This is a genomic window from candidate division WOR-3 bacterium (assembly GCA_039801085.1).
Lineage (GTDB): Bacteria > Hydrothermota > Tepidihabitantia > Tepidihabitantales > Tepidihabitantaceae > JAOABP01.
On the sequence record JBDRTY010000001.1, the window covers coordinates 292,449 to 308,732 of the forward strand.

The window sequence follows — 16,284 nt, forward strand, 5'->3', positions numbered from 1 at the left end:
TTGTTAATGGAGTTTATCTTGACTGCTGGGGAGTTTTGTTGTATTATAATTAAAAAGGAGTGGCGATGAAAGTATATGCAAAGATGTTTTGGGGTTTGTTAGTGGTTTTGTTCCCGGTTTACGCACAATCCCGAATCGATACATTAGCTGTTCCTTTCGATTCTTTAATGGATTATCGGGTAACAGTTGACGGCTATATAGATGCAGAAGATAATGAATATCCCGCAAGTTTCCGTGATCCGGCAACAGGGATTACTGTTTACTGGGGGCACGATGATAGCCTCGTTTATGTAGGCATGGAGGCAAAGGGGAAAGGCTGGCTGGCGATCGGATTCGGCTCTCCGGTAATGAGCGGGTCCAATATGATAATTGGCCTTTATTCGGACGATTCACTGGCGGTATTTAATCATATCGGAGGAGAAAGAGGTCATCGTGCAGTTAGTGGTGACATCGGTCTGATTGAAGACTGGGAGATTGACTATGACGATGAAACCAATACTGTGGTAATGGAATTTGTTTATCCCTTGCGCTGGCGGGGACTGGAAGGGACCGCAGTCAAGTCTCTTGAACCAGGCAATGTCTATGACTTCATACTTGCCCGTAATCCCCGTAGTATCTCGCTCAAGTCAAAGCACGCGCAGAAGTCGCACCGGGTGTTCAGAATTGAAGCAGGTCTGATTCCGCAGGATTCTACATTGTCTCCAAAGGGTAACTGATTATACTGCTGACACTTACGATTTGCACATTATTCTGCATTTCGGAGGTGGATTTTTCCCGATTGCACGCTGATTCAATTGACGCTGATGTTGTGCTGGTAGTTCATTTCGGGGGGTGGGGCAATGTCCCGCTGATGCTGGCCAGTGAGTTCGTGCCGTTAGTCTTGGGTGTTGAACGTTGTCTTCAGAGGCGCGGGTTCCGCACGCTCATTGCATCCTATCATCGTGCACCTGCTGATTTCCCCGATCCCCCGGATCTGGGTGTGCAGCTGGCAGTTTTGACCGAGATGTTCGGGTTTCATAAAACCCGGGTGCGCAGGTTTGCAGTGCTGCTGGAAACGCTGGCGGTAAGAAATCCCGATGTTCATTTCATCCTGTTGGGTCAGTCGAATGGTGCAATCTTTGTTGATGATGCAATTAAATTGCTGTCTTCACGTTTTGACCGGCGGGTGGCAGGTATTGTTGTCGGAATGCCGTTCTGGAAGCACGCCAGTGGTTGTGAGAATATACTCTATCTTGATAATGACGGGGATGATGAGTTGACAACGGGTGAGGTTGGCGAGATTTTCGGCACGGTATTGCAGCGGCTTTATCAACGGATGGCAGCAGCCTTGGGTTTCAGAATCCGGGAATATGAGCGGATATGGTATCTGCCAGGCCATGATTATGAGTGGCAGCGGGTGGAACCGGAAGTAACAGCATTCCTTGATCGTCTCCCGTTAAAGAAGCCGAAGGCTTCATCCGTTGACAATTAGAATCTGTTTGATAAATTTTGAGATTGTGGTGATGACAACAGTTGATAAAAAGGAGGAGTTATGCACACCCGGTCAGGTATGCTGATGTTGCTAATTGCCGGATTACTGATATTTACCGGTTGTCCTAAACCACCATTACAGCCAGAAACACCGCATGGGTCAGAGATTGTATTTCAGAATACGGTTTATTCGTGCACGACGCTAACCTCTGATCCCGCGGGCTTAAAAGTGGCATATCAGTTTGACTGGGGAGATGGCGTGAGGTCAGAATGGTCCAGCTGGGTTGAAAGCGGTACGCCCTATGCCGACACTCATACCTATGTGCAAAGCGGTGAAGTCAGTATCGTGGTCCGGGCTAAGAACACTAAGGGCAGGATTTCGAGCTGGTCCGAGCCGCTGGTAGTTAATGTCAGCCCGGGTGAGGGCAATGTGCTCTGGAAATTCGGTTATTATGATCCTGAGGAACCGGAGGATTCGGCTGATTTTACCAATCATACTTTTGCCATTGGTCCGGAAGGACAGATTTATATCGGTTCCGGCGATATTTGCGCGCTACTCTGTCGAAAAGCCAACGGTGCCCGGCGTTGGGAGTTCATTGACCCGGAGGAGGAGGAGTTCTCTTCTGCACCGGCGATCGCCGAGGACGGCACAATTTATGCCGGAACCGAAGGAGGAAAGTTCTACGCACTGACATCATCCGGGACCAAAAAGTGGGAAATTGATTTTCGTTCCGCCATACTGACCGCGCCGGCAATCGGTGCCGATGGAACAGTTTACATTCAACCCGAGGACGATACAGTTTATGCAATTGACCCTGCTAATGGCGCCCGGAAGTGGACGTTTTATGCCGGCGGCGGAGTGCGGTCACCAGTGATCGGTGCTGACGGAACGGTTTATATTTCTCAGGATGATACCCTGTTTGCGCTGGATCCGGCTAATGGCAGTATCAAATGGCGCTATGGTATGAGGCAGGCGATCGCAGTTTCACCGGCAGTTGACGCCAGCCGTAATGTGCTGTATGTCATGGATGAAGATGGGTGGCTGGCATCTGTAAACCTCGCGGACGGCAGTGAAAACTGGCAGGTCTGGATCAGTGGTGACGCCACAGCCCCGGTGATAGATGAGAATGGGAGAGTCTATATCACCGGCGGGGGACGGCTGCATGCAATAAATCCGGTAAATGGGGCTGTTGAGTGGGACTGGGTTGCTCCGGTTTTGGAGGAAATGACGATGCCGGCGGTATCAAGTGAAGGGGTAATCTACTTCCTGGTGTTCTCTTCGGCGGTAACCGGCGCAACTGATACGCTGTATGCGGTGAACCGGGATGGCAGTCGGCGCTGGGCAGTAGGGTTAGCATCCGGAACACCCTTGGATTTCGTATCTGCCCCCAAAATTGATTCCCGGGGACTGGTGTATATCGGTGACGGAACAAGAGCCTGGTGTGTGGTGGGCAAGGGTGGTCCGGCAGCTTCATCCTGGCCTATGTTTCAGGCGGATATCAGAAATTCAGGACGGGCACGGTAAACCGGGAATAGGATATGGATAATCGGGTGCCTTCCAACTCACCACCGAAAACAGTTTTTCAGCCAGTACCGTCTCAGCCGGACTATCAGGAAATTCAGCGCCGGATTCTGAAATTTTGGGAGCAGGGCCGGCATTTTTACCGGCTGATGGCACGGAACCGCGGTAATCCGAAATTCAAGTTTCTTGACGGTCCGATTACAGCCAACGGTCCGATGGGGGTGCATCATGCCTGGGGCAGAACCTACAAGGATCTCTTCCAGCGATACAAAGCGATGCAGGGTTTTGATCAGCGCTTCCAGAACGGTTTTGACTGTCAGGGGCTCTGGGTTGAGGTAGAGGTAGAAAAGGAGCTGGGTTTCAAGTCCAAGCGGGACATTGAGAAGTTCGGGATCGACCGGTTTGTGGAGAAATGCAAGGAGCGGGTGCTGCGTTTCTCCCGGATTCAGACTCAGCAGTCAATTCTGATTGGACAGTGGATGGACTGGGAGAATTCATATTATACCATGTCGGAAGAAAACAACTACTCCATCTGGTATTTTCTCAAGGAGTGTCATCGCCGCGGGTTGATTTATGAGGGGACCGATGTCATGCCCTGGTGTGCCCGGTGCGGGACTGCGATTTCTGATATGGAGATCGCCACCGAGGGCTACCGGGAACTGACTCATCCGGCAGTTTATGTTAAATTCCCTCTTATTGAAAGAGAAGGTGAAAGTCTGCTGGTCTGGACGACGACCCCCTGGACTCTGAGTTCCAATACCGGGGCTGCGGTTCATCCGGATCTGACCTATGTCCGGGCAAAACTCGGGGATGAGGTGCTGATCCTGGCGCAGGATCGACTGGCGGTGCTGGGCACTGATTTCCGGGTGCTTGAAGAGGTTCCCGGTTCGGAACTTGCCGGGCTGAAGTATCGTGGTCCTTTTGACGAACTGCCTGCTCAGCAGGGTGTCGAGCACCGGGTTGTTCTCTGGGAGGATGTCAGTGCTAATGAAGGTACGGGTATTGTGCACATCGCACCCGGATGCGGCAAGGAGGATTTTCTTCTGGGAAAGGAGCAGGGGCTGGCGGTAATTGCTCCGCTGCTGGAAGACGGCACATTCCAAGAGGGATTTGACTGGCTGACCGGCAGGTTTGCGGGGGAAGTTGCACCCGATATTTTTGAAAACTTACGGAGCAAGGGACTGCTTTTCCGCGTTGAGGATTATACTCACCGCTATCCGGTCTGCTGGCGTTGCGGTCAGGAGCTGGTCTTCCGGCTCGTTGATGAGTGGTTCATCCGGATGGATCCGTTGCGGGAGGAGATAATGAATTCGGCACGACAGGTGCGCTGGATTCCTGAGTTCGGGTTGGACCGTGAACTGGACTGGTTGCGCAATATGTCCGACTGGTGCATCTCCAAGAAGCGTTACTGGGGTCTGGCGCTGCCGATTTTCAAATGCGGCTGTGGCTGGTTTGATGTCATCGGCTCACGGGATGAGCTGAGACAGCGGGCAATAGCCGGCTGGGAACGGTTTGAGGGTCACACACCTCACCGTCCGTGGGTCGATGAGGTGAAAATTGCCTGCCCCCAATGTGGCAGTGCAGTTTCCCGGATTAAGGATGTCGGTAACCCCTGGCTGGATGCAGGGATTGTGCCCTTTTCTACGACCCATTATTTGAGCGACCGTCAATACTGGCAGGAGTGGTTTCCATTTGATTTTATCACCGAATCGTTTCCAGGACAGTTCCGAAACTGGTTCTATGCGATTCTGGCGATGAGTACGGTGCTGGAAAAATGTTCACCTTTCAAGACGGTGCTGGGCTATGCGACGATGAAGGCGGAGGACGGACGGGAGATGCATAAATCGTGGGGAAATGCGATTGAGGTTGAGGAGGCGGTTGAGAAGATGGGGGCGGATGTGATGCGCTGGGTATTTGCCCGTCACAACCCGGTTCAGAATCTGCTTTTCGGTTTCAAAGTTGGGCAGGAGGTCCGACGCAAACTGCTGACCTTCTGGAATGTTTACGGATTTTTTGTCACCTATGCCAACATTGATCAGATCAATCCGGTGAAACTTCGGGTTGAGCCGGATGACCTGACTCTCCTGGATCGCTGGATTCTATCCCGCCTGAATTCGGTGGTGAAGCTGGCACGCAACCGGCTTGATGATTACGACTGTATGAGTGTGGCACTGGCAGTTGAGGATTTTATTGAGGATCTGTCCACCTGGTATGTACGCCGGAACCGGCGGCGCTTCTGGAAATCGGCCGAAGACCGGGATAAAGCAGCTGCCTACTATACACTCTATCAGTGTATAGTGACGCTGATCAAGCTGGTGGCGCCGATCATGCCATTCATAACTGAGGATATATATCAGAATCTCGTCCGGAGCTGTGATGCCGATGCCCCGGATAGCATCCATCTGTGTTTTTACCCCGAACCGGATGAGAAAATGATCAACCTGGAACTGGAGCGGGAGATGAAGATGGTCCGGGCGCTGGTTTCCCTTGGTCATGCGGCGCGGGAAAAGGCACAGATCAAGGTTCGTCAACCTCTTTCCCGGATGATCGTGAGTATGAAATCAGCCGGCAGCCGGGACTGGTTGCTCCCATACGCTGACATCATCCGGGATGAGCTCAATATCCGGGAGCTTCAGTTTGCCGACTCTGATGAGCTGCCCGGTGCGGGACTGATAATTCAGGAGGATGAGAATTTTGCCATCGGGCTGGATACCAGTTTAACTCCGGAGCTGGAGTATGAAGGTATTGCCCGGGAACTGGTGCGCAAGATTCAGAATATGCGCAAATCCGCCGGGTTTGAAGTCGTCGACCGGATTGCACTCAGCTGCCAGTGTGCGGGTAAACTGGAGGCCGCGATCCGGATGTTTTCCGACTATATCCGTCAGGAAACTCTTGCGCAGGATATCACTTTTGCACCACTGGCGGATTATGACTCGGTCGCCGAGTTTGCCATCAATAACTGTCCCATCCGGGTGGAAATAAAGAGAGAGAGGAAGTAATGGCACAAAAGAAACAGAGAGCCGGTTCTCCCCTGAGCAAAAAGGACCTGCTGCGGCTGGAAAAGGCACTGCTGGAGGAGAAACAGCGGGTGCTCCGTCAGAGCAGTTTCACTCAGCAGGTTATGGACACACCTGCTGCTGCCGGTGATCTTTCCAGCCATCGCACCCATGTTGCTGATCAGGGGACGGAAAACTACCAGCGGGAACTGGCATCCCAGCTTAAGTCAATTGAGTCCGATGCCCTGCGGGAGATTGACGCTGCCCTGGACCGGATTGCCCGTGGAACCTACGGAATCTGCGAGCGCTGTGGTGAGCCGATACCACTGGCACGCCTGGAAGTGATACCCTATGCCCGGCTGTGTATGAAGTGTCTGAAAAGTCGGCAGAGTTAAACCCCGAATTCATACCGAGGCAGCGGACTGACACTGCCCGGTCGGATCGCCGGTGGGAGCGGAATATCCGTCTGACAATTGAGTTTGACGGCACCGCCTATGCCGGGTGGCAAATTCAATCCAACTGCCAGACGGTGCAGGGCATGCTTACCGCAGCTGTTGAGGCGGTTCTGGGTACAAAGGTTGTAATCCATGGCTGCAGCCGGACCGATGCAGGGGTGTCGGCGCGGAACTATGTGGCTAATTTCCGCTGTCCGGTAAAAATGCCGGTTGAGCGTATTCCACCGGCACTTAATCACCACCTGCCCGATGATATTTTTGTTAAAGATGCTGAAGTCGTTGCCGACGATTTTCACGCCCGTTACAGTGCCCGGGGAAAGGTTTATTCCTATTACATTGTCTGCGGGCGGTCGCCGTTAAGGCGCCGGTTTGCCTGGGAATATACGGGCAGAATTGATATCGAAAGACTGAAAAACTGTCGGCAGCTGTTTCTGGGTACCAGCGATTTCAGCCGGTTCTGCTATGACCGTTCGGGCGGTGGCTGGTGCACGGTGCGGTCAATTACAGTCCAGCAGCGTCACGATGAGCTGGTCGTAACCGTGCGGGGTGACCGGTTTCTCTATAAGATGGTGCGGCGGATTGTCGGCGCACTGGTGGCGTATGCCACCGGCAGAATCACTAAAAGGGATATCCGAGCCGCACTGAACGGCAGAAAGCACCGTCCTTTCGTCACCGCACCCGCGTGCGGTCTGATCCTCGAACGGGTGATTTATTGATAGCTGACCTGCAGATCTGTTACTGCTGCCGGTAGCGCCGGGCGGCATCATCCAGAGCCTGTTTCGGAGTTTTTGCTCCCAGTGTCGCCGCCTCCAGTTCTTCCACCAGCGCTTTTCTGCCGGCAAGCCACTTCAAGCCCCGGGGCTCGAAAACTCCGTATTCGAGCTGCCGGTAGGCGGCAAGCAGTCCCGGCGTGGTGGCAAAGCGCTCCTGAAGTTGCGGATCGTCAAGACAGGAACGGTGAATCGGCACATACCACGTGCCCAGCGACCATTTTACCTGCTGTTTCGGAGCAATGAACCATTTGATAAACCGCCAAGCCGCCTTTTTTTCTGCCGGTGAAGCCTTCTTGAACATGCCGATGTTTGTGCCATAGATGATGGCGGCGGGTTTACCTTCCACCGGAATCGGTGCCATGCCGACGGGAAATTTTTCCTGTCCGGCAATCGGGGCGCGCCAGGTGGAGCTGCCGGTGATGGTGGCGATTCTGCCGACAAGAAATTCTTCCATCGGGTTTCTGCCGGTGGCAGTAGTCTGGATACTGTCCCGGAATATCAGGTCAAGCTGAAAGGAAAGCACCTCAACGCCGAGCGGGCTGTTGAATTCCGGTTCGCCATCCTCCTGGCTGAGAAATCTGCCGCCGCGCTGGAGGAGCATGGAACCGAAAATCCAGATATCGGTACCGTTGGCGGTTGCCCAAGTTGCGATCGTGCCGTCAGGATTCCGGCGCAGCAGTTTCCGGCACATCTGGCGGAATTCGGACCAGGTGCGGGGAAATGAGTCGTAGCCTGCCTGTCGGAGCAGTTCAACATTGTAGTAGTAAACCGGGACACTTTTGTTGAACGGCAGGGTAAGGATTTTTCCGTCCCAGCGATTGTTTTCCAGCAGACCCGGATAGATATCAGCAATTTCAGAACTGTCCAAGCCTTCCGGTCCCAGGATGTAATCCTCAAGAAATTCGAGCTGACCTGCGGCGTAAAGCTGGGTAGTCCAGTTTTCATACATCTGGGCAATAGTGGGCGGATTCTGGACCGCAACCGCACCCAGCAGTTTCTGTGCCAGTGCATCATAGTTTCCCATTCCTACGAGCTCAATCTTGATATCCGGATTTTCCCGCTCAAACTCCTCAACCATCAGTTTGAGTGTTTTCTGGGCTTCTCCCCCCATCGCATGCCAGAACTTTACCTTTACCTTTTCACTTCCGGAACGACAGGCAGGCGCAAGGATTGAGATTGTAAAAAGTAAGGTCAGCAGCCAGTAGCGCATAAATAAATTTTACCGGCGAGCACAGCGCTGTCAAACTGCCGGTTTCACCGATAAACAGATTTGACAGCAACCACATATTTTTTATAATTTTTGAGTTCCGCCGGGGTGGTGGAAATGGCAGACACGCATGGTTGAGGGCCATGTGCCTCACGGCATGCAGGTTCAAATCCTGTCCCCGGCACTGAGAAATCCGCATGAAAGTCCCCCGGGTCCTGATAATTGTACTGGATGGGGTCGGGTGTGGCGAACTTCCGGATGCAGACCGATTTAACGATTGCGGTTCCAATACGCTAAAGAATCTGGCTCAGGCGGTGGGGGGACTTAATCTGCCCAACCTTACCCGGCTCGGACTGGGGAATGTCATTGAGATTGCCGGTGTGCCGGCACAGCGTAATCCACAGGCGGCATTCGGAATGATGGCGGAGAAATCAGCGGGCAAGGATTCAACTACGGGGCACTGGGAGATTGCCGGTGTCATTACCGCCGAGCCATTTCCGGTTTTCCCGAACGGATTTCCTCAGGAACTGATTCAGGAATTTGAACGCCGGATTAACCGGCGGGTGCTGGGTAATGTGGCAGCATCAGGGACGGAGATCATCAATCGCCTTGGAGAGGAGCATCTGAGGACCGGCAGTCCGATTGTGTATACTTCAGCCGACAGCGTGTTTCAGATTGCTGCTCATGTTGATGTTATTCCTGTGGAGGAACTTTACCGCTATGCCCGGATTGCCCGTGAGCTGTTAACCGGTCCTTACCGCGTTGCCCGGGTAATCGCCCGTCCCTTTGCCGGCAGACCCGGCGGATTTTACCGCACCCCCCAGCGCCGGGATTTTTCCTGTCCGCCCCCGCAGCCGACCCTGCTGGACAAAGTGCAGGTTGCCGGTATGGAGGTTGTAGCCATCGGCAAAATTGACGAACTTTTCGCCGGCCGGGGAATCACCCGCGGTTTCCACTCGGTGAACAATTCTGATTGTGCTGAATATACACTTCAGGTAATAGGGGAGAGTTTTGCCGGACTGGTGTTTGTAAATCTGGTGCAGTTTGACATGGACTGGGGGCACAGGAATGACCCAGGCGGGTTTGCTCACGGGCTGGAGGAGTTTGATCATATGCTGAAAGAAATCATTTCCCAGCTGAAGGAAGATGACCTTCTTTTTATTACCGCTGATCATGGCTGCGATCCAACAACATCCTCGACTGATCATTCCCGGGAGTATGTGCCACTCTTGGTTTACGGTTCAATGGTAAGGTCCGGAGTGAATCTTGGAGTAAGAGAGACGTTTGCCGACTTGGGGCAGACCGCAGCCGAATATCTCGGGGTTGAACCGCTTGCTGCCGGTACCAGTTTTCTCAGGGAGATCAAGCAGGGTGAAGCCGGGAATTAATGCAGGTGCGATCAGGAGGCTGCTGACCGCTGCTCAGCGGGCGTTACGGCGTGCCTATGCCCCCTATTCGGGGTTTCCGGTTGGTGCAGCGGTGCTCGCCGCTGATGGCAGGGTTTATGCTGGCGCCAATGTGGAGAACAGTTCCTACGGCTTGACCGTATGTGCGGAACGGATTGCGGTTTTTAAGGCGGTAAACGCTGGGGTGCGTCAGATTAAGGCAATCTTGGTATATACGCCCACCGACAACTTTACACCCCCGTGCGGTGCGTGTCTGCAGGTATTAAGTGAATTTGCAAACGAGGCGGTGATAATCCTTGCCTGCCGGCAGGGGGTCAGACAGCTGAAATTAAGTGATCTGTTGCCCCTGCAGTTTCGGTTGAAATAAAATTCAGGTAAGGCGCTCCTGACCCATCATATACGGTCGCAGGACTTCCGGGATGATAATCGAACCGTCCGCCTGCTGATAATTTTCAATAATGGCGATGAAGGTCCGGGGCAGGGCAAGCGCAGAGCCGTTGAGCGCATGCGGGTAATAACTTCTGCCGTCACGGCTCCGGACCCGGATTCTGCCACGCCGAGTCTGGAAATCCTCGCAGTTGGAGATTGAGGAGACCTCAAGCCACCGTCCGACACCGGCAGCCCAGACTTCAAGGTCGTAGGTTTTTGCTGACTGAAAGGCGATATCCCAGGCTGCCAGCCTTTTTACACGGTAGGGGAGACCCAGTGCCTGGAGCAGATCTTCCGCCTCACTGCGCATCTCCTCCAGATCCTGATAGGAACGGTCCGGGCAGGTGAGCCGTACCAGCTCGACTTTGTCAAACTGGTGGATTCTGATCATCCCGCGCACATCCCGGCCATAGGAACCGGCCTCCCGGCGGAAACACGGGGTATAGGCGACCATTTTCAGGGGCAGATTTTCCTCTGCCAGCGTTTCTTCCCGATAGTATGATACAAGCTGCGGTTCAGCAGTGGGGACCAGATAAAGTTCATCGGTTTCAATCCGGTACATTTCCGATTCGAGATGGGGCAGCTGACCGGCAGCTTCCAGTGTTGATTTGTTAGCAAGCACCGGTGGTGAGATTTCGGTATAACCGTACTTCCGGACCGCAGTGTCAAGGAAGAAGTTGATCAGTGCCCGCTCCAGCCGGGCACCATCACCCCGGAACAGCACAAACCGGGAACCTGCCAGCCGGGCGGCGGTTTCAAAGTCCAGAATTCCCAGTGCCGGTCCCAGGTCCCAGTGTGTCAGCGGCTGAAAGTCAAACTGCGGTGGTTCACCCCAGCTGGCAACAATTTCTTCTTCCCCGGTTACTGAAGGATGAACCCGGTTGGGTAAAAGTTTTACAAGCGTCTCCTGCCGATTTTCAATTTCTTCGACTTTCTGCTCAAGCGTTTTAATGCTATCCGAAAGCTCCCGGGCTCTTTTCAGCAGTTCGGCATCCTCCTGTTTGTTCTGCTTGAGCCGGGCAATGGCAGCAGAAATTTCCTTCTGCTGGCGGCGCAGTTCATCCCGCTTGGTCACGAGGTGACGGCGCTCAGTATCAAGCTGAAGGATTTCGTCAATTGACAGCGGACTGCGGCGCAGCGTCAGAATCCGGCGCACCTCATCCGGCTGTTCGCGGACAAACTTGAGATCCATACGCAGAATTTTATTTCAATCTGCCGGCCGGTCAAACAAAAAAGTCAGAAGATAATTCGTCCCTCCAGACCGGAATCGGCGAGCGCCTGGAGAATCCGGTTCCGGAGTGTGGCTGAATACTGTTCCGGTTCTGTTAAGGCGAAATTCCAGACCGGTGCGGAGGCATGAAACTGCGTTTCAATTACCGGTCTGAGCCGGACTATTTTCTGCGGCAGGTAGTTTAACCTGTCAAACAGCACCCGGTGTGCACCTGCATCTTTCACCGCCAGCAGTAGTTCCTGAATCTGCTCCGGAGAGTCGGAAATTCCGGGCAGCAGCGGTCCGATGAAAACGGTTGTCTGAACGCCAGCCCGGACAAGCTGTCTTACCGCCTGTAATCTCGGTTTCGGAGCCGGCGCCCCCGGTTCGAAAGCCCGGGCGGCTTTTTCATCCAGCGTGGTGATGGTCAGCTCGACGCTGAAGCCGGGAAATCTTGAGAGGAGATCAATATCGCGCAGCACGAGGTCTGACTTGGTCATAACTTCCACACTATAGCCCCGTTCGCCCAGAATTGACAGCGCCTGCCGGCTGAGCTGAAACTCCCGCTCTGCCGGCTGATAAGGGTCACATACCGTTCCCAAGAGAACGGTCCCCGGTTTTCTTGCCTGCCTTTTCAGAACATCCGGCAGGTTGATCTTGGCTTCCACAAATGTGCCCCAGGGTTCGCGGATGCCGGAGTATTTGAGCTTGAAACTGGCATAGCAGTAAAGGCAGTTATGGGTGCAGCCGAGGTAAGGGTTGACACAGTAATCGGCACCCGGGATGCCGGTCCGGTTGAGCGCGGAACGACATCGTCGAATCCGGACCGAGACTTTATTGCTGTTGCGGGCGAATGCCATTTACTCAATAGCCTTATCCAATCCGGCGGAAAAATCAAAATTGAACCCGGGCATTGCGTCGAGCAGAATTGACAAATCTTTGATTCAATGTTAATTTTATGCGCTGTCCGGGGTTAAGTTGCTCCGGATAGAGCGTGTTAGGTTCATAAATAACAAAAAGGAGGTAATGTGGTTTATCGAATAGTTCTGGCTGTGCTGCTGATTTTCCTGAGTGGCTTGGCCCGGGCAAATGAGCGATCCTCAACTATATCCGGTTCCACCTTCACCACGGTTGCGGAGGAGGTAGTTGCTGCCACGGATGCGATCACCATTCCCCGTCTGCTCTCCTATCAGGGTCGGTTGACCGACAGTCTGGGCAACCCGGTGCCGGATGGCAGCTATCAGCTCACCTACCGGCTGTATACCCAGGAGACTGGCGGTACGCCGTTCTGGAATGAGGTGCAGACGGTCAGTGTCAGAAACGGCATTTTCTCAGTCCTGCTGGGCTCGGTAACACCGATCAGCAGTATTCCGGATGCGGGAGCGGTCTATCTCAGCCTGCAGGTGGGCACCGGCTCGGAGCTGACCCCGAGGTTGCGGATTGTCTCTGCTGCCTATGCCTTTCTGACCGAGCGGGCAGCAAACTCCGACCTGCTGCAGGGTAAGGATACGACTGCACTGGATGCAAGATATGTGAATGAGGGGCAGGCAAACTCAGTCACCAGTGCGATGATCACCGATGGTGCGGTTGGAACCGCTGATATTGCCAACATTGCGGTTACCAGTGCCAAGATTGGCAATGGCGAGGTCACCATGGCCAAGATCAACCAGTCCGGTGCCACGACCGGTCAGGTGATCAAATGGAACGGCACGCAGTGGGCGCCGGCAGATGATGCGGTTGGAGCAGGGGACAACGCCTGGGTCCGGGGGACCCCGGACAGTGTGCTTTATACCATCAGACAGCTGGGTATTGCCCGCGGCGGTTCAGACAATATGCTTTATGGCAACTATTGTTGTACCCAAACTAACCTGGGTGTTGCCTGCACAACCGGCATCAATGGCCAGAATCACCAATTCTGCACCGTTGGCGGCGGTTTCAGGAACAGGGCGTCCAGTTCTTTAGCCACGGTAGCTGGTGGCAGGCAGAATACTGCTGGTGGCATTGAAGCCACAGTTGCCGGCGGCAGGGAAAATGCGGCAACTGGTAATAATGCCACGGTTGGCGGGGGGTTCTCAAATACTGCTACAGAATTTGCAGCAACGGTCGCTGGTGGACGTTCGAATCAGGCACGGAGCCAAGATGTCGCAATTGGTGGTGGAGCGGGTAACATCGCCTGGGGACAGGCGGCGACCATTGCCGGTGGCAACCAGAACCGGGACAGTGGTTATGTGGCGACGATCAGCGGTGGCGGAAATAACATCGCCTATGGTGACGGTGCAACAATCGGCGGGGGAATGGTTAACAGTGTCATCAGCTCCAACGCGGTAATCGGTGGTGGGGCTTTAAACCAGATTACCGGTCTGATGGGTGTTATTGGAGGTGGTCATGCCGATACCGTTAAGGGGGTATATGGTGGTATCCTTGCCGGCTACAGCAACCTCGCCGGTGACGGGCCTGAAGATACCGCAGCAACGGTCGCTGGTGGCTATAATAATGCCGCAACTGCCCGTCAGGCGTTTGTAGGCGGTGGACGCAATAATACTGCCAGTGGTACTGATGCTACCGTTGGCGGTGGCGAAAATAACTCCGCCAGTGCCGACGGTGCGACAATTGGCGGTGGAGTAAACAATCAGGCAAATGGCTGGAATTCCACCATTGCGGGGGGCGGTGGCAATACCACCACCGGGACCAATGCGACAATCGGCGGCGGGTATGGTAATGTTGCCAGCGGTGATGCGACCGTTGCTGGCGGTCATAGTAACTTTGCCTCCGGTTTCTACTCAGCAATTGCCGGCGGCGAATCTAATCTTGCCTCGGGAAACTGGGCGGCAGTTGCCGGTGGCTGGTATGACACTTCAGCTGCCAACTACAGCTTCACTACCGGCTACCTTTCGGTTGTCCCCAGTGGTTACAGCAACTCCGCCGCCTTCAACGGCCAGACCGCCACCGCCAGCAACCAGCTCCGCTGTGGCACACTGTCCAAGGCGGGTGGCAGCTTTACCATCGACCATCCGCTTGACCCCTACGGCAAGATCCTCAACCACTACTTTGTTGAGGGTCCGGAGATGCTCAACATCTACCGGGGTGTGGTGACCCTTGATGCCTCGGGCAGAGCCGAGGTCAGACTGCCCGACTACTTCTCCGCGCTCAACCGCAACCCGCACATCCAGCTCACCGGTGTCGGCTCCCCGGAGGTGTATGTTGCTGAAAAGATCACGGGCAACCGGTTTGTGATCGGCGGCCGACCGGGAATGGAAGTCTTCTGGCAGGTGACTGGTGAGCGGGCTGATGTCTCCGCGGAAGTGATCAGAAGGCTGATGCCGGTGGAGCAGAAAAAGACCGGTGCCCTTGACGGCAGGATGCTGGATGATGAGTTTCTTGCCGGCTGCATGGAGCAGCTGGAGCGGGAGGGTAAGACGGAAGGCATCAACTTCCGCACTCCAGCGGGCAGACAGCGGTATGAACAGATGAAAAGCCGGCAGACCGGGAGGTAAATATGAAGCGGGGTTTTTTCATCCTGTTACTGCTCACAGCGGTTCTCTCTGCCCAGCCCTTTCACTGCGACTGGGAGGTGGTGGCAGCAGGTGGCGGTATACTTGCCGGTGATTACCGCTGTGGTGCCACCATCGGTCAGACCGCCACCGGCAGAATCACCGGTCCGAACCTGCTGGCGCTCATCGGCTTCTGGCAGCCGGAGCCGGCGACCGGGCTGGAGGAAAGACAGCAGTTTGACCAGCAGGCGGTGTCGCCGCTGGTGACCCGGCTTTACCAGCCCGCACCCAACCCGTTTCTCCGCCGGACGGTCATCTGCTACTCGCTGGCAGAGGCGGGTCCGGTCAGTCTGCAGATCCTTGACCTTTCCGGCAGAGTGGTGCGGACACTGGTGAACGCAATACAGAAGCCGGGTGTCTACCGTCTGGTCTGGGATGGTCAGGATCAGTCGGGCAGAGTGCTTGCCGGCGGGGTCTATTTCTGCCGGTTCTGTGCCGGTGCTCACCGCCAGACGGTCAAACTGCTCTTCGGACGCTGAAAAACAGCAGTCGATCTTCAGGCGGGGCAGGAGTAACAACCCTGTCCCGCTATTTTTTTGATTCCGGGCAGTAATAATGCCCATTGTCGTTGTTGACAGACGATAATCTTATGTTACATTTCTGCATTCCTGTCCGAAACGAAACCTGATTCGGACAGTAAGTAGAGGGGGCTTTATTAAAAGCAATAAAGGAGGTAATATGGGAGTCAAAGGCTCACTCACAATCCTGCTGATTTTCTTGAGCGGTCTGCTGCTGGCAGAGGAAGTAGCCGGGATAACACCGGGCTTGGCGGCTGCTCCGGTCGAGGACTCAGCTCTGATCGGTGTTGATGCGATCGTCATTCCCCGGATGCTTTCCTATCAGGGCAGACTCACCGACAGTCTGGGCAACCCGGTGCCGGATGGCAGCTATCAGCTTACCTTCCGGCTCTACAGTCAGGAGAGCGGTGGTACACCTTTCTGGACTGAGGTGCAGACGGTGAATGTGCGAAACGGCATCTTCTCGGTCCTGCTGGGTTCGGTGACATCGATCAGCAGTATTCCTGATGCCGGCACAGTTTATCTCAGCCTGCAGGTGGGCACCGGCTCGGAGCTGACCCCGAGGTTGAGGATTGTCTCTTCTGCCTATGCCTTTCTGACCGAGCGGGCAGCCAATGCTGACCTGCTTCAGGGTCGGGATACCACCTATTTTGCCCGGGCGAATCATACCCATAGCTATGTTGACAGTGCGGGTGGTGCACAGCGGGTTGGCGGGCTCAGCCTTGCGGGTCTGGACGGCCGGTATGT

14 protein-coding genes and 1 tRNA gene are annotated in these 16,284 nt (G+C 54.5%); 12 read left to right on the forward strand and 3 right to left on the reverse strand.

Annotation, left to right across the window (positions count from 1 at the left end):
• Nucleotides 1-65: 65 nt before the first annotated feature.
• The 6 genes from ABIK48_01340 to truA all read left to right on the forward strand — a co-directional run bounded on the left by ABIK48_01340 (nucleotide 66) and on the right by truA (nucleotide 7,159).
• Nucleotides 66-716 carry a DOMON domain-containing protein gene (locus tag ABIK48_01340; GenBank protein ID MEO0020807.1) on the forward strand — a complete coding sequence of 217 codons (651 nt, stop codon included), beginning with the start codon at nucleotides 66-68 and terminating at the stop codon, nucleotides 714-716.
• A 62-nt stretch (nucleotides 717-778) separates the two neighbouring features.
• A complete protein-coding gene (locus ABIK48_01345) occupies nucleotides 779-1,471 on the forward strand; it encodes a hypothetical protein (GenBank protein ID MEO0020808.1) in 693 nt (230 codons plus the stop codon).
• A gap of 60 nt (nucleotides 1,472-1,531) precedes the next feature.
• On the forward strand, nucleotides 1,532-2,995 hold the full coding sequence (locus tag ABIK48_01350; protein ID MEO0020809.1) for a PQQ-binding-like beta-propeller repeat protein: 1,464 nt from the start codon (nucleotides 1,532-1,534) through the stop codon (nucleotides 2,993-2,995).
• Between the two features lie 14 nt (nucleotides 2,996-3,009).
• On the forward strand, nucleotides 3,010-5,991 hold the full coding sequence (gene ileS / locus ABIK48_01355) for an isoleucine--tRNA ligase (protein MEO0020810.1): 2,982 nt from the start codon (nucleotides 3,010-3,012) through the stop codon (nucleotides 5,989-5,991).
• On the forward strand, nucleotides 5,991-6,383 hold the full coding sequence (locus tag ABIK48_01360; protein ID MEO0020811.1) for a TraR/DksA C4-type zinc finger protein: 393 nt from the start codon (nucleotides 5,991-5,993) through the stop codon (nucleotides 6,381-6,383). Before ileS ends, ABIK48_01360 begins: the two co-directional genes overlap by 1 nt.
• The gene (gene truA / locus ABIK48_01365) at nucleotides 6,359-7,159 is read left to right on the forward strand and encodes a tRNA pseudouridine(38-40) synthase TruA (protein MEO0020812.1); all 801 of its coding nucleotides are present in this window, start codon (nucleotides 6,359-6,361) and stop codon (nucleotides 7,157-7,159) included. Before ABIK48_01360 ends, truA begins: the two co-directional genes overlap by 25 nt.
• A 19-nt stretch (nucleotides 7,160-7,178) precedes the next feature.
• On the opposite strand, the gene ABIK48_01370 is transcribed toward truA, so the two are convergent.
• Complete coding sequence (locus tag ABIK48_01370) at nucleotides 7,179-8,426, reverse strand: ABC transporter substrate-binding protein (protein MEO0020813.1); 1,248 nt, start codon at nucleotides 8,424-8,426, stop codon at nucleotides 7,179-7,181.
• Nucleotides 8,427-8,525: 99 nt separating this feature from the next.
• On the opposite strand from ABIK48_01370, the gene ABIK48_01375 reads away from it, so the two are divergent.
• The 3 genes from ABIK48_01375 to ABIK48_01385 all read left to right on the forward strand — a co-directional run bounded on the left by ABIK48_01375 (nucleotide 8,526) and on the right by ABIK48_01385 (nucleotide 10,196).
• Nucleotides 8,526-8,607, forward strand: a tRNA-Leu gene (locus tag ABIK48_01375).
• Nucleotides 8,608-8,620: 13 nt separating this feature from the next.
• Nucleotides 8,621-9,811, forward strand: coding sequence for a phosphopentomutase (locus ABIK48_01380; protein ID MEO0020814.1), 1,191 nt, complete (start codon nucleotides 8,621-8,623; stop codon nucleotides 9,809-9,811).
• Entirely contained in the window at nucleotides 9,795-10,196 is a 402-nt protein-coding gene (locus tag ABIK48_01385) for a cytidine deaminase (GenBank protein MEO0020815.1), read from the forward strand. The genes ABIK48_01380 and ABIK48_01385 overlap by 17 nt, the downstream gene beginning before the upstream one ends.
• Nucleotides 10,197-10,199: 3 nt before the next feature.
• On the opposite strand, the gene serS is transcribed toward ABIK48_01385, so the two are convergent.
• Together serS and ABIK48_01395 are read right to left on the reverse strand one after the other, a co-directional pair.
• Nucleotides 10,200-11,450 carry a serine--tRNA ligase gene (gene serS, locus ABIK48_01390; GenBank protein MEO0020816.1) on the reverse strand — a complete coding sequence of 417 codons (1,251 nt, stop codon included), beginning with the start codon at nucleotides 11,448-11,450 and terminating at the stop codon, nucleotides 10,200-10,202.
• A gap of 44 nt (nucleotides 11,451-11,494) precedes the next feature.
• Nucleotides 11,495-12,328 carry a radical SAM protein gene (locus tag ABIK48_01395; protein ID MEO0020817.1) on the reverse strand — a complete coding sequence of 278 codons (834 nt, stop codon included), beginning with the start codon at nucleotides 12,326-12,328 and terminating at the stop codon, nucleotides 11,495-11,497.
• A gap of 168 nt (nucleotides 12,329-12,496) precedes the next feature.
• Between ABIK48_01395 and ABIK48_01400 the strand changes: the two genes are divergently transcribed.
• The 3 genes from ABIK48_01400 to ABIK48_01410 all read left to right on the forward strand — a co-directional run.
• Nucleotides 12,497-14,962, forward strand: coding sequence for a hypothetical protein (locus ABIK48_01400; GenBank protein MEO0020818.1), 2,466 nt, complete (start codon nucleotides 12,497-12,499; stop codon nucleotides 14,960-14,962).
• A gap of 2 nt (nucleotides 14,963-14,964) precedes the next feature.
• Nucleotides 14,965-15,498: a FlgD immunoglobulin-like domain containing protein gene (locus ABIK48_01405; protein ID MEO0020819.1), complete on the forward strand. Its 534-nt coding sequence runs from the start codon at nucleotides 14,965-14,967 to the stop codon at nucleotides 15,496-15,498.
• A gap of 199 nt (nucleotides 15,499-15,697) precedes the next feature.
• The coding region (locus ABIK48_01410) for a hypothetical protein (GenBank protein ID MEO0020820.1) at nucleotides 15,698-16,284 on the forward strand (587 nt) is incomplete at its 3' end.